Raw genomic sequence first — 13,881 nt, 5'->3', positions numbered from 1 at the left:
AACGGAAGGGTGCTCCAGGGTGACCACCGAGACCTACCGCGATGCCTGGGGCATCCCCCATCTGCGGGCCACCAGCGCCCGCGAACTCGCCCACGCCCAGGGGCGGGTGACGGCGGCCGACCGCGCCTGGCAGCTGGAGGTCGAACGGCACCGCGCGCAGGGCACCTCGGCGTCCTTCCTCGGCGCCTCCGCGCTCCCCTGGGACGTCTTCGCCCGCCGCGCGCGCCTCGACGACACCGCGAGGCGCTGCTTCGCCGCGCTGGAGAGCCGGGACCCGGAGACGGCGGACTGGGTCCGCGCCTACGTCGACGGCGTCAACGCGGGCCTGCCCGAAGGGGCCGCGCGCGCACCGGAGTTCGCGCGAGCGGGCCTGACCTCCGGCCGCTGGGAGCCCTGGACTCCCCTCGGCGTCTGGCTCGGCACGCACATCCTGTTCGCCGGCTTCCCGGCCAAGCTGTGGCGCGAGGAGGCGATACGGCACCTCGGTCCCGACGCGGTCGGCCTCTTCGCCACGGACGGCCCCGGCACGGCGGGCAGCAACGGCTGGCTCCTCGACGGCACCCGCACCACCACCGGCCTCCCCCTCCTCGCCGGCGACCCCCACCGCTTCCTGGAGGAGCCCGGCGTCTACCAGCAAATCCGCCTCTCCTGCCCCGAGTTCGACGTCATCGGCCTCGCCGTCCCCGGCGTCCCCGGCATAGCCCACTTCGCCCACACCGGCCCCGTCGCCTGGTCCATCACCAACGCCATGGCCGACTACCAGGACCTCTACCGAGAACGCCTCCGCCGAACGGGCGCGGGCGTGGAGGCGCTGTCCCCGCAGGGAGCCTGGCAGCGGGCGACCCGGCACGTGGAGGTCATCGAGGTCGCGGGGGAGGGCTCGGTGGAGATCGAGGTCATCGAGACGGAACGGGGGCCGGTGATCGCCGGCGGGCCCGAGGGGCTTGGGGGGCTGGAGGGGGCGGAGGTTTTCTCAGTTCCCGACGTGAACGGCGAGGCGGGTGTGCCCGGCGGGGCCCAGTCTCCTGTCGGATCCAGCGCGCCCGCCGGTCCGGGCTCGCTCCACACCCCCGTCCCTTCCCCCATCCCCCTCCCGACGGCCGCCGACGGCGAGTCCGCCCCACAGGGGCCACCCGCACCCGACGACGAAAGTTGCACGGGTGGTGCGGGTGGTGCGGGTGGGAACCAAATCCCCGCCGAAGGCGAAGCCGAGGCGGAACCCCCCGCCACAGCCGTCGCCCTGCGCTACCCACCCCGCGTCACAGAAGACCTCGGCTTCAGCGCCCTCCTCCCCCTCCTCAGAGCCCGCACAGTCGCCGACGTGGACCGCGCCCTGGACGCCTGGACCGAGCCCGTCAACGTCGTACAGGCCGCCGACACCACAGGCGCCGTACTCCACAGAGTCGCCGGCCGAGTCCCCGTACGCCCCCGTACCAACAGCCTCCGCGTGGTCCCCGCCTGGGAAGAGGGCCACGAATGGCAGGGCTGGCACACACCCCCGTACGCCACGCTGGACAACGGAATCGCCGTGATGGCGAACCAGCGCGGCCCCGCCACCCCCCTCGGCATCGAGTTCGCCCCGCCCCACCGGGCGAACCGCATCCGCGCCCTCCTCGAACAGCGCCCCACCTGGTCCGCCACCGACCTCCCCGCCATCCACACCGACACCCACCTGGCCTCGGCAACCCCCCTCCTGACCCACCTCGCCGCCCTGACCGGCCTCCCCCCGGAGCCCGCCCGCCTGCGCGACCGCCTGCTGTCCTGGAACCGCCACATGGACGCCGACAGCACCGAAGCGGCCGTATACGCGGCCCTCCGCACAGCAGTCGTCCGCCGCCTCGCCGCCCACCCGGCCTTCACGCCCCTCACCGATCCCCCGGCCTACCCGGAGGTCCTCCTCCCCTGGATGTCCCTCACGGCCCGCATCGGCTTCGCCTTGGAACACTTCCTGAAAGCACAGGAGTTGTACGGCATCGACCGCCGCGAGACCGTACGGGAAGCCCTGGAGGAGATCGCGGAAGCACCTCCCACCGGCCCCTGGTCGGAGACCCACCGCGTGGCTCCTTGGCGCGCCCTCCCCGAACCCCCGTACGCGGAACCGGGGTTGTCCGGCGACCACGACTGCGTCAACTGCACCACCGCCGTCCCCGGCATCACCGACCTCGCCGCCCGAGGCCCCGCCGCCCGCTACGTCTGGGACCTCGACGACCGCGACAACAGCCGCTGGATCGTCCCCTTCGGCGCGGACGGCGTACCCGGCAACGTCCATCACCGCGACCAACTCCCCCTGTGGCTCAGGGGAGATCTCGTCCAGGTCGTCACCGACTGGACCCGACTCACCCTCGAACACACCGACCTCACCGACATCGCAGAGGAAGCGCATGCCTGAGACCGCCCGCCACGAACAGCACATCCCCGGCTACGGCACCATCGCCCTCCGTCCCCTGGACCCGGAGACGGACGCCCGGGTGATCCACGCCTGGGTCAGCGAGGAGAGAGCCGCCTTCTGGGGCATGACCAACCTCACCGAGGCCCAAGTGGCCGAGACCTACGCCCACATGGCCACCCTCGACACCCACCACGCCCACCTCGTCACCAAGGACGGCGAACCCGCGGCCCTCCTCCAGACCTACGACCCGGCGGCCGACCGCGTGAGCGAGTGCTACGAGGTCCGCCCGGGAGACATAGGCGTCCACCTCCTCCTCGCCCCCGCCGCCCCAGGCGCCCACCGCCCCGGCTGGACCTCGGCCCTGCTGACCGTGGTCGCGCACTACGTGCTGCGCGTACTGGACCGCACCCGCGTCGTGGTCGACCCGGACGTCCGCAACACCAAGGCCATCACCCGCTTCGAACGCCAGGGCTTCGCCACCGGCCCCGAGGTCGTCCTCCCGGAGATCGACCTGCCGGACGCGTACCTGCCGGAGAAGCGCGCCCGTCTCGCCTTCCTCACCCGCGAGACCGCCTTCGCGGAGGCCACCGGTACGGTTTGAGCGCCCCGCCGCCGGCATCCGTACAGGCGGGGGACAGGGCAGGGCCGGACGACAGAGGCGGGACGACGTGCGCGACCGTGAAAGAGCGCTGCGGCGCGTGCTGTTGGCTGCCGCGAGCCTGCTCCTGCTCCTCCTCGGCACGGCCTCCCCCGCCTCCGCGCACGCGGCCCTGCGCGCGACCGACCCCGAGGACGGGACGGTCCTCCAGCGCGCCCCGCGCACGCTGACCCTGACGTACACCGAGTCGGTCGGCCTGCTCGCCGACTCGTTCCGCGTCTTCGACCCCGAGAACCACCGCCTCACCACCGGCCAGGCCGACCACGCCCCCGGCCGGGCGGACACGGTGCGCGTCCCGCTGCCTGCGCGGATGGCGAAGGGCACGTACGTGGTCGCGTGGCGCGTGGTGTCCGCCGACAGCCACCCCGTCTCCGGCGCGCTCACCTTCTCGGTGGGCGAGCGGACGGTGACGGCGGCGACGGCTTCCGCGCAGACCGAGAACCCGACCACCACCAGCCTCTACAACATCGCCCGCTACCTGGCGTACCTCGCGGTCGCGCTCGTACTGGGCGCGGCCGCGTTCATCGCGTACTGCCGTCCGTCCCAACGAGCGCCCCTACGAACGCTGTTCGTCACCGGCGTCATCGCGTCTTTCGGCTCCACGCTGGCGCTGCTCGTGCTGCGCGGCCCGTACGAGGAGGGCACCGCACCGGAGTTGACCTCGCTGGGCCGCACGCTGACCACGCGCCCCGGCGAACTCCTGCTCGCCCGGCTGGCGTTGCTGGTGCTGGCGGTGGTCTTCGGGCTGGTGCTGCGCCGCCGGCCCGTATTGCGCCCCGCAGCTGTGACGACGGGCGCGGTTCTCGCCGTGGCCCTCGCCCTGACCTGGTCGGCCGCCGAACACGCCTCGGCCGGCATCCAGGTCCCGTTCGCCATCGCCTCCACCACCCTCCACCTGCTGGCGACGGCGGCCTGGCTGGGCGGCCTGGCGGCCCTGCTCCTCACCCTGCGCGCGCCGGACGTCCCGCCGCGGGTGGTGAACCGCTTCTCCCGCCTCGCCCTGACCTCGGTGACCGTCCTGGTCGTGACCGGCGTCTACCAGTCCTGGCGCGGCCTCGGCACCTGGCAGGCACTGACGGACACGACGTACGGGCGCGTGCTGCTGGCGAAGCTGGCGGCGGTGGCCGTGCTGCTGGGGGCGGCGGCGTGGTCGCGGAGGTGGACGGGACGGTTGTCGACGGCGGTGCAGGCGCAGGTACAGGTCTTGCAGCCTGCGGGCGGCCCCGCGCTCCCCCCGGAACCTCCCGCCCCCGAACCCGGCCTCCCGGTACGCAGGCTGCGCCGCACGGTGCTGGCGGAGGCGGCCGTAGGTGTGGTGGTCCTGGTCCTGACGACCCTGCTGACCAGCACGTTGCCTGGCCGGGCGGCGGAGGAGGCGGCCTCGGCGGAGACGGGCATCCCGGCGGCGTCGGTCACCACGGTCCCGTTCACGGTGGGCGAGAGCGGCCGGGGCAAGGTCCAGATCACCTTCGACCCCGGCCGGGTGGGCTCCAACTCGGTCCAGGCGGTGGTCTACGGCGCGAACGGCGCCCTGGCGGCCGTCCCCGAACTCCGCATCACCATGACCCTCCCGGCCCAGCGGCTGGGCCCCCTGGACACCGGCATCACCGACCGGGGCGGCTACTGGGCCACGAACTCCTTCGACCTGCCGATCCCCGGCACGTGGACGATGAAGGTGACGGTACGGGTGTCGGACCTGGACCAGGTGACGGTGTCCCGCACGGTCCGGGTGGCACGCTGACGGTTGATGCACACGGAACGAGTGACGATCGAGGGCACGGCCTTCCTGACCACGCTGCGCCTGGCGGGCCCCATCGGCCTGCTGGCCCTGCACGGCGGCGTCGAGGGCGGCACGGCGGAACTGGCGACCGAGGTGGCGGCCCGCACCGGCGCCACCCTCCTGACCTTCACCCAGCCGGAGGGTCCCCCCACCCACATCCCCTCCACCCGCATCGGCCCCTGCGCACCCCTCACCACCTTCCTCACCCACACCACCCTGACCGTCTCCCTCCACGGCCACAACCGCCGCGCCACCCCCCGGACGATCTACGCAGGCGGCTCCCACCGCCCGGCAGCCCGCATCCTGGCCACCGCCCTGACCAACTCCCCCTTCACCCCGATCACCACCCTCGCCGACATCCCCCACCCCCTACGCGGCCTCCACCCCGACAACCCGGTCAACCAGACCAGCCACGGCGGCGTCCAACTGGAACTACCGGTCCTGGCCCGCACGACCGCCCCGGCGCCGACCGCTCCGGAGATCCCGCCCCAGGCCGTCGTGGACGCTCTGACGGCAGGAATTCGGTTGATCACCGAGTCCGGTTTCCACCTCCGGTGAGCTACAACCTCGTTTGTCAAAAAGGAAGTTGATAACTTCCAAGGTGGCGGGTCCGACCCGTCGACGGGGGCTGGCCTCGCAACGGCGGGTCTGGACGGGGGAGACATGGTCTGGCAGGAATGGGAGAACGCGAAGGCCGGGGCGCGGGAGGCCAGGGAGTCCCGTACGCGTCTGAACGGTGTCGGCGCGGCGGGTACGGACGACCACGATCTGGTGGTCCACCAGGACGATCTGGGCGGCGTCGGGCATGAGGCGTTCGTGCTGCACGGTGAGCTGAAGAAGAAGGCCGACATAGCGGGGGCCGGCCTGGACAAGGACGGCTCCGGCTCCACGATGCGTGCCGCCGCGACGCTCAAGAGCCACCACTTCGGCCTCGGTGGCGAACTGGAGACGACGGTCGAGATCTGGACCTCGCAGGTCAAGCACGTCTTGCAAGCCTGCGCGCACATCTCGAACCACCTCGACTACACCAAGAAGCGGCACACGGCGGAGGACGCGAAGATCGTCGCTGATCTCAGCGGCCGTAGCGGGCCGGTGCCTGTCTCGGATCTGGACAAGGACTTCAGGTAGGGGGCCCGATGGCAGACCTCACGTACTCGGACCTGATGACCGTGGACCTGGCCGGGCTGGGCGCATCGGCCTCGCACTGGCGCTCCATGGCGAGTGCGCTGGACAAGCTGGCGACCGACGCGCGGGACGGCCTGGCGAAGAAGGCGGACGGGGCCCGTTGGAAGGGCGTCAACGCCGACGTCAGCAGGGAGTTCGTCCGCAGGACCGTCAAGGAGTTCGGCGATCTCCATACGGAGGCGCTGAGCATCGCCAATGTGCTCACGGATGCGCACGACGAGCTGGTGCGGTACCAGAAGCAGGCCAGGACCCTCACCGACGCGGCCCGTCACGGCGACCCGAAGCACCAGCCGCCGGACCCCGGGCTGATGGTCGGCGAGGGCCCCGGCGGCACGGTTCGCGTCATGGAGATGCTGTGCACGCCCGAAGGCCCCGACCAGCGCACCAAGGACCGGATGCGGTGGTACGCGGACACCCTCACCGGAATCGTCCAGCACGCGGCGGAGGTCGACGCGGCGGCCGTGCGCGCCCTGCGCGGAAGCCACGGCACCGATCCGGGCAACGCCGGGCACTCCCGGTACACCTCGCTGGACGAGGAGCAGCTTCCCCGAGCCCGGAAGCTCGCCGGGCTCGGCGCCGACGCGAAGCCCGCGCAGCGGGCCGAACTGCGCCGTCTCTGGGAGTCCCTGAGCCCCGAGGCGCGGGCCCGGCTCTGGCTCGCGCAGCAGAAGGACCTGGAGGCGGCGGGCATCCTCAGCCCCACCATGCAGCAGGTCGCGGCGGACGCGGGAGCAGGGCGGCACGGCTCCGAGTCACCGGGCACGGGGGACTGGTCCACCAAGGAGAAGATGAGGCTGCTGGCCGAGGGGGCGGACTGGAAGGGCATGACGGACGCGTCCCGCAACATGTCGCACTACCTGGGCAACAGCGGAGCACCGATGACCTTGCCGGTGGACAAGATGATGGCGGACGTACCCGCCTTCAAGCAGTACGTCGACGGCACCGTCACGCTCCACCAGGACGCCTGGCGTGCGCAGGCCCTCAAGGAGTTCAAGGAGAACGGCGGCAAGCCGGTCGCCTTCCCGGTGGAGGTCAAGCGGCGCCCCAGCTTCTACTTCAGCCAGGAGGACGACCCGAACTGGTTCTATGCGGTCGGCGGGGCCAACAGCAATGTGACCGGGGTGGTGACGGCCGTCCCGGACGAGCACGGTGCCCCGAAGGTCTCCGTCGACTACCAGGTGAACGTCTGGGACCGGTACAACTGGGACGAGGGAAAGGGCGTGAAGGTGGGTCCGCTGGACATCCCCGACGGCCAGATGGCCAAGCTCCACCGCGTGGGCCTCGCCCAGGAGTTCGACATGTCCGGGAGCAGCGACGTGAAGCACCACGACCTCGGTTCATCGGCATCCGGTGCCTCCCCGCTGCCCGACTCCGAGGAGAGCCGGGACGGCCGTACGAACCCCACCCGTGAGCAGCAGCATGGACGCACGCAGGGCGCCGTGCACCGGGCGGCCGGCCGATGAACGAGGTGAACGACGCCTACGCGTACACCCCGGAACAGCCCGGCGCGGGGAAGGACGGACCCCGGAAGGGCCGGCTCATCGCCGGAGCCGTCCTGGGGGTACTGGTTCTCTCGGGCGGTGCCGCCACGACGGCCTGGTACCTCGGTGACCGGAGCGGAACCTCCGCCGCCCCCCGGGTGACGGACGGCCGGTGGGCCAAGGGCATCACTCCGGGGTGGATGAGCACCCACATGGGCCTGGAGATCCCGAAGACCGCGCAGTCCCCCCAGGCGGCGTACGAGACGACGTCCCGCTTCGACACGGGCCTGCTGACCTTCACCCTGACGCGGGCGCAAGCGGAGAAGTTCCTGGCGAAGTACCCCCCGGACGGCAAGTGGCTCACCCCCTCGCCGTCCCAACCGTCCAAGCTCCCACACGACTTCGCCCACCTGGGCCTCCCCGAACCGGAAACACTCACCACCGGCATGCGCTACGGCGACGTCTGCCCCGGCGCCACCGACACCACGGACGACCCGTACGCCACCTCCGACCCCCAGTGCGTGAACCTCTACGCCCACGCCTACACCCCGACCCACACCCGCATCTACATCCGCGCCCACTACGAACCGGGCATCAGCCCGCTCCCGGAGAACTGAGTGACGGCCCTTGATCCCGCCGGCTTCCCCGGGCTGCCGCTCGCCTGGGCGCAGACGCCGTTCGGCTACCAATAGGCGCTGTCGTCCCAGGGTTTGAAGACATCGAACTGGACGGGGTCGTCGTCCTCGTCCAGCGCAGCCAAGCCCGGGGTGCTGAACTTTCCGCGCAGCCAGCTCAGGAGAGTGTCGATGAGGCCGGTGCGCAGGGGCGGGCCTTGATCCGCATGGCGGGGCCAGACGATCAGTGGCCAGTCCTCGGGGCTGTCGCCCTGCGTCAGCCAGCCGAGTTCGTCGCCGTCGATGGAGTTCGCGAACGGGAGGAATCCGCCGGGCTCGGGCCAGGGGACGAGTGGGTGCCACTCTGGCCGGCTGGCCTTGAGATCGCGGTACCCGTCCGTGGTCGACTCGATGTGCTGGAGGTAGCGCCGATCACCGGTACGGAGGGGAGTGTAGAAGCGCAGCCAGTCACTCCAGTAGCCGGCGCCGTACAGGTTCATGAGGGTCACGTACTCGCTCGGCAGAGCTGTGCCCAGTTCGCCGAACAGCCCGGCCCAGGTGCCGTCACCGAGACAGGGGTCCGCGGGCGGTGGACACAGCAGACGCAGCGCGTCCAGGCCGGTGCCCGTTTCCAGGGCGATGCGGCGCTCGCCGTCGGTGAGTCTGGGGGCGGATGGCTCGGGCGGCGCCCACGCCTCGGCCTTGGGCAGGAACGCGGTGCGCGCGATGGTGTTGCTCAGCGGTCCGATGAGCGGCCCGGGGGGTGACGGCAGTTCCCATTCCGTCCGGACGGTGTGCCGAAGGTAGGCGCCCAGGGTGAGGTCGTAGTGGTGCCAGGGCTCCAGACCGTTGCCAGGTATGCCGGGTGAGTGCCTGACGACCACGGTCCACTCGTCGGGGTCTTCGGAGACGGAGGTGTCCCAGAACAGGACGTCGCTCCCCCGCGTGCATCCCCAGGCGAGGAGGCCGCCCGGGGCCGGGTGGATCGGGGGCCGCTGGTCCTCCGGCAGCTGCCGGGCCGCGATGCGCGCCTCGCGGTGGGTGTCCTCGAGCCAGCGTCCGTAGTCGAAGCTGTCCTCTTGGACGCAGGGCACGTGGACCCACACGTACTCGCCGAAATCCAGCGGGCCGTGGGCATCGGCCAGCCGCTTGTACTCCCCCGGCAGCCTGAGCCCCAGCCACCTCTCGACGGCCGTCCAGTCGACCGGGACGGGCGCCGGCGGCCGCTCCGGGTGCGACTCGGCGAAGACAGCTACGTCCGAACTCACATGTCTCTCCGCGATCGCCGGCTCACATCGTGCCGGTGAGCGTACGCGACACCGCTGACAGCGGTGTCGGAGGACAACGTCGAAGGGCCCCGCTGCAAGCAGCGGGGCCCTTCGACGTTAGTGCCCGGTGAGGCACTGGCGGAGGATACGAGATTCGAACTCGTGAGGGGTTGCCCCCAACACGCTTTCCAAGCGTGCGCCCTAGGCCTCTAGGCGAATCCTCCGAGGGAGACATTACATGACCGGAAGGAGTGGTCGCGAACTCGTCCCCACGCCCCCGGATCAGGTACTCTTTGCGCAGCCCCTCACGCGGCGCTATCTGACTGAACTCCCCCAGGGCCGGAAGGCAGCAAGGGTAGGTCGGCTCTGGCGGGTGCGTGGGGGGCCCTTGTGTTTCCGGGGGCGGGAGATCGCGGCCGGGGCCGGGTGACCCGGGTGGGTGTACGGCCGACGAGGAGTCGCGTACCCCTCTGACCTGCGCCGAGTCCGGATGTCCGTGGGCGCCTATAACCTCGTATGCGTGTCGTCTCTCGCCTTGTACCGCCGCTATCGCCCGGAGACCTTTGCCGAGGTCATCGGGCAGGAGCACGTAACCGACCCGCTGCAGCAGGCGCTGCGGAACAACCGGGTCAATCACGCGTACCTGTTCAGCGGGCCGCGCGGCTGCGGCAAGACGACCAGCGCCCGCATCCTGGCCCGCTGTCTCAACTGTGAGCAGGGTCCCACCCCCACCCCCTGCGGCGAGTGCCGGTCCTGCCAGGACCTCGCGCGCAACGGCCCGGGTTCGATCGACGTCATCGAGATCGACGCCGCGTCCCACGGTGGTGTGGACGACGCCCGTGAGCTGCGCGAGAAGGCGTTCTTCGGGCCCGCCGGCAGCCGGTACAAGATCTACATCATCGACGAGGCCCACATGGTCACGTCGGCCGGCTTCAACGCGCTGCTGAAGGTCGTCGAGGAGCCGCCGGAGCACCTCAAGTTCATCTTCGCCACCACCGAGCCCGAGAAGGTCATCGGGACCATCCGGTCGCGTACGCACCACTACCCCTTCCGGCTCGTCCCGCCCGGCACCCTGCGCGAGTACCTCGGCGAGGTGTGCCAGAAGGAGGACATCCCGGTCGCGGAGGGCGTTCTCCCGCTGGTCGTGCGCGCGGGCCAGGGTTCCGTGCGTGACTCCATGTCCGTCATGGACCAGCTCCTCGCGGGCGCCGGCGCCGACGGTGTGACGTACCCCATGGCCACCTCCCTCCTCGGCTACACCGACGGCTCCCTGCTCGACTCCGTCGTCGAAGCCTTCGCCACCGGGGACGGCGCCGCGGCCTTCGAGGTCGTCGACCATGTCATCGAGGGCGGCAACGACCCCCGTCGCTTCGTCGCCGACCTGTTGGAGCGGCTGCGCGACCTGGTGATCCTCGCGGCCGTGCCCGACGCCGCCGAGAAGGGGCTCATCGACGCCCCGGCCGACGTCCTGGAGCGCATGCAGGCCCAGGCCGAGATCTTCGGCGCCGCCGAGCTGAGCCGCGCCGCCGACCTCGTCAACGAGGGCCTCACCGAGATGCGCGGCGCCAACTCGCCCCGCCTCCAGCTCGAACTCATCTGCGCGCGCGTGATGCTGCCCGCCGCGTACGGCGACGAGCGCTCCGTCATGGCCCGCCTCGACCGCATCGAGCGGGGCGTGAACTTCTCTGCGGGTACGGGCGCTCCGCCCATGCAGTACGTGCCCGCGCCGGACGCCCACCCGGGCGCGGTGGCCCCGGCGGAGGCTCCCGCGGCGCCCGGCGGGGGTCCCGCCGCTGCCCGCGCGGCCGTACGGAACCCCGGTGGTCCCGGTGGTCCTGGTGCGGGTACGGCCCCTGCGCCTGCCCCCACCCCGGCTCCGGCCGTGCAGGCCCCCGCGCCGACCCCGCCGCCCGCGCCCGCGCCCGCTCCCGCCCCGGCTCCGGAAACCGCCCCCGCCGCTCCCGGTGCCTGGCCCACCGCCGCCTCGGCCGGTGGCGGCCGTCGCTCCGGTGCGTGGCCGACCGCCACCCCGGCGGGTCAGGGCCCGAGCCAGCCCCAGTCCCAGCCCCAGCAGCAGGCCCCGGCCGGCCGGCCGCAGGCCCCGAGTCAGCCGCAGCAGCCGACGGCGCCCGCGCCCGCCCCCTCCGGCGGCCTCGACCCCCGGATGCTCTGGCCGAACATCCTGGAGGCCGTGAAGAACCGCCGTCGCTTCACCTGGATTCTGCTCAGCCAGAACGCCCAGGTGAGCGGATTCGACGGCACCACCCTCCAGCTCGGCTTCGCCAGTGCCGGTGCCCGTGACAACTTCTCCGCCAGTGGCAGCGAGGACGTACTCCGGCAGGCGCTGGCCGAGCAGTTCAACGTGCAGTGGAAGATCGAGGCGGTCATCGACCCCTCCGCTGGCGGCTCGGCGCCCCCGCCCCCGGGAGGTGGCTCCGGCTTCGGCGGAGGCGGCGCGGGTGGCTACGGCGCCCCGGCAGCCCCCTCCCGCCCCGCCGCCCCCCAGCAGAGCGCCCCCTCCCAGAACTCCCAGCCGGCCCCGCCCCCGAGACCCCCGGCTCCCGAGCCGCCCTCCGTCTCCCTGGAGGACGACACCCCCGCCGACGACGACCCCGACCTCGACGAGTCCGCCCTCTCCGGCCGCGACCTGATCGTCCGCGAGCTGGGCGCGACGGTCCTGGACGAGTTCTCCCACGACCAGTAGCGGCACCGCTGCGCGCGCGGGGGCACGTATGCGGCTGCCGGCCCGTCGTGGCTTGTCGCGCAGTTCCCCGCGCCCGTGGACAGTGGCTGCCCGCTGACCCGTCGACCCCCTTCAGCCGTGCCGACCCAGGGGCGCGGGGAACTGCGCGACAAGCCACCCCGCACCCGCAGCCGCCGACGAACCCCAGCCCCCCGCAAGCCCCTTGTACGTTCGTACAACTTCCCCACCCCCCGACCTTCGGCAACCCAGCCGATAGGCTGACCCCCGTGAAGGTCCTCGTCATCGGCGGCGGCGCCCGCGAACACGCCCTGTGCCGCTCCTTGTCCCTCGACCCCGACGTCACCGAACTGCACTGCGCGCCCGGGAACGCGGGCATCGCGGAGGTGGCCCAGCAGCATCAGGTGGACGCGCTCGACGGCAAGGCTGTCGCGGCGCTCGCCACCGAGCTGGAGGCCGGTCTGGTGGTGATCGGCCCGGAGGCCCCGCTGGTGGCGGGCGTCGCCGACGCCGTGCGCGAGGCGGGGTTCCCGGTGTTCGGGCCGTCCCGCGAGGCCGCCGTACTGGAGGGCTCGAAGGCGTTCGCGAAGGACGTCATGGCCACCGCCGGGGTGCCCACCGCGCGCTCGTACGTCTGCACCACCCCCGACGAGGTCGCCGAGGCGCTGGCCGCGTTCGGGGCGCCGTACGTCGTCAAGGACGACGGGCTCGCCGCGGGCAAGGGCGTCGTCGTCACCTCGGACGTCGAGGAGGCCAAGGCGCACGCGGCCGGGTGCGAGCGGGTGGTGATCGAGGAGTTCCTCGACGGCCCCGAGGTCTCGCTCTTCGCGGTGACCGACGGCGAGACGGTCGTACCGCTCCAGCCCGCGCAGGACTTCAAGCGCGCGCTGGACGGCGACGAGGGCCCCAACACCGGTGGCATGGGCGCGTACTCCCCGCTGCCGTGGGCCGATCCCGAGCTGGTGGACGACGTGCTGCGCACCGTGCTCCAGCCGACCGTGGACGAGCTTCGCCGGCGCGGCACCCCCTTCTCCGGACTGCTGTACGCGGGGCTCGCCATGACCTCGCGCGGGGTACGGGTCATCGAGTTCAACGCCCGTTTCGGCGACCCCGAGACCCAGGTCGTGCTGGCCCGCCTGAAGTCCCCGCTCGCCTCCCTCCTGCTCGCCTCCGCCAACGGCACCCTCGCCGACCTGGAGCCGCTGCGCTGGAGCGAGGACGCGGCCGTCACCGTGGTCGTGGCCTCGCACAACTACCCCGCCACCCCGCGCACCGGCGACCCGATCACCGGCCTGGCCGAGGTGGCCGCCGAGGACGCCCCGCACGCCTACGTCCTGCACGCGGGGACGAGGCAGGAGGGCGCGGACGTCGTCAGCGCGGGCGGCCGCGTGCTGTCCGTCACGGCAACCGGCGAGGGCCTCGCCGAGGCCCGCGAGCGGGCGTACCGCGCGGTGGCCCGGATCGGTCTCGACGGCTCGCACCACCGCACGGACATCGCGGCGAAGGCGGCGGACACGGCCACGACCGTCGCCTGAGAGACCTCTGTCTGAGAGACCCCCGCTCCACCCCAGGCCCCGGACCCCGAAATCCGGGGCCTGACCTTTGCCGTCTGTCACCCAGCTCTGACCAAGGCCATTCCATCGAGTGAGCAATGCGCCATCCGGCTGACGGGGGCCGGGGCCCCAACTATGGTGCGGCGCAAGCGGTCCGGCACTTGGCCCACCGGCATTGCGATGTCAGTGACGGGTGCCACAGTGGGGGAGTGGGCACCGCCAGGCAAGCACGCGATCGGCACGGAGGGGGTG

10 protein-coding genes, 1 tRNA gene and 1 other RNA gene are annotated in these 13,881 nt (G+C 72.2%); 10 read left to right on the top strand and 2 right to left on the bottom strand.

Going from position 1 to position 13,881, the window contains the following annotated elements; all coding sequences use genetic code 11:
- The first annotated feature begins 19 nt into the window (after positions 1-19).
- The 7 genes from D0Z67_RS13955 (at position 20) to D0Z67_RS29685 (ending at position 8,110) form a co-directional block, all read left to right on the top strand.
- Positions 20-2,389 (top strand): penicillin acylase family protein, encoded by a 2,370-nt coding sequence (locus D0Z67_RS13955; protein WP_031179182.1) that lies wholly within the window; start codon positions 20-22, stop codon positions 2,387-2,389.
- A complete protein-coding gene (locus D0Z67_RS13950) occupies positions 2,382-2,990 on the top strand; it encodes a GNAT family N-acetyltransferase (RefSeq protein ID WP_031179183.1) in 609 nt (202 codons plus the stop codon). Before D0Z67_RS13955 ends, D0Z67_RS13950 begins: the two co-directional genes overlap by 8 nt.
- A 100-nt stretch (positions 2,991-3,090) precedes the next feature.
- Positions 3,091-4,788 (top strand): copper resistance CopC/CopD family protein, encoded by a 1,698-nt coding sequence (locus tag D0Z67_RS13945; RefSeq protein ID WP_031179184.1) that lies wholly within the window; start codon positions 3,091-3,093, stop codon positions 4,786-4,788.
- Positions 4,789-4,794: 6 nt separating this feature from the next.
- Positions 4,795-5,385, top strand: a complete 591-nt coding sequence (locus D0Z67_RS13940; protein ID WP_078873006.1) for a poly-gamma-glutamate hydrolase family protein — start codon at positions 4,795-4,797, stop codon at positions 5,383-5,385.
- A gap of 105 nt (positions 5,386-5,490) precedes the next feature.
- Positions 5,491-5,955 carry a hypothetical protein gene (locus tag D0Z67_RS13935; RefSeq protein ID WP_031179186.1) on the top strand — a complete coding sequence of 155 codons (465 nt, stop codon included), beginning with the start codon at positions 5,491-5,493 and terminating at the stop codon, positions 5,953-5,955.
- Positions 5,956-5,963: 8 nt separating this feature from the next.
- Complete coding sequence (locus D0Z67_RS13930; protein ID WP_031179187.1) at positions 5,964-7,475, top strand: hypothetical protein; 1,512 nt, start codon at positions 5,964-5,966, stop codon at positions 7,473-7,475.
- Entirely contained in the window at positions 7,472-8,110 is a 639-nt protein-coding gene (locus D0Z67_RS29685) for a hypothetical protein (RefSeq protein WP_031179188.1), read from the top strand. The genes D0Z67_RS13930 and D0Z67_RS29685 overlap by 4 nt, the downstream gene beginning before the upstream one ends.
- A gap of 65 nt (positions 8,111-8,175) precedes the next feature.
- On the opposite strand, the gene D0Z67_RS13920 is transcribed toward D0Z67_RS29685, so the two are convergent.
- Both D0Z67_RS13920 and D0Z67_RS13915 read right to left on the bottom strand, forming a co-directional pair.
- Complete coding sequence (locus tag D0Z67_RS13920; RefSeq protein WP_031179189.1) at positions 8,176-9,375, bottom strand: SMI1/KNR4 family protein; 1,200 nt, start codon at positions 9,373-9,375, stop codon at positions 8,176-8,178.
- Between the two features lie 136 nt (positions 9,376-9,511).
- Positions 9,512-9,599, bottom strand: a tRNA-Ser gene (locus tag D0Z67_RS13915).
- 73 nt (positions 9,600-9,672) lie between these two features.
- On the opposite strand from D0Z67_RS13915, the gene ffs reads away from it, so the two are divergent.
- From ffs to purD, 3 genes are all read left to right on the top strand, one after another.
- An RNA gene (ffs, locus tag D0Z67_RS13910) (signal recognition particle sRNA small type) lies at positions 9,673-9,767 on the top strand.
- 128 nt (positions 9,768-9,895) lie between these two features.
- Positions 9,896-12,079 (top strand): DNA polymerase III subunit gamma and tau, encoded by a 2,184-nt coding sequence (locus D0Z67_RS13905; RefSeq protein ID WP_031179190.1) that lies wholly within the window; start codon positions 9,896-9,898, stop codon positions 12,077-12,079.
- Positions 12,080-12,345: 266 nt separating this feature from the next.
- Positions 12,346-13,611 (top strand): phosphoribosylamine--glycine ligase, encoded by a 1,266-nt coding sequence (gene purD / locus D0Z67_RS13900; RefSeq protein ID WP_031179191.1) that lies wholly within the window; start codon positions 12,346-12,348, stop codon positions 13,609-13,611.
- Positions 13,612-13,881: the final 270 nt, after the last annotated feature.

The organism is Streptomyces seoulensis, assembly GCF_004328625.1.
Taxonomy (GTDB): domain Bacteria; phylum Actinomycetota; class Actinomycetes; order Streptomycetales; family Streptomycetaceae; genus Streptomyces; species Streptomyces seoulensis.
Note: the sequence above shows the minus strand (reverse complement) of the source record. Positions and strands in the feature narration are given on the sequence as shown.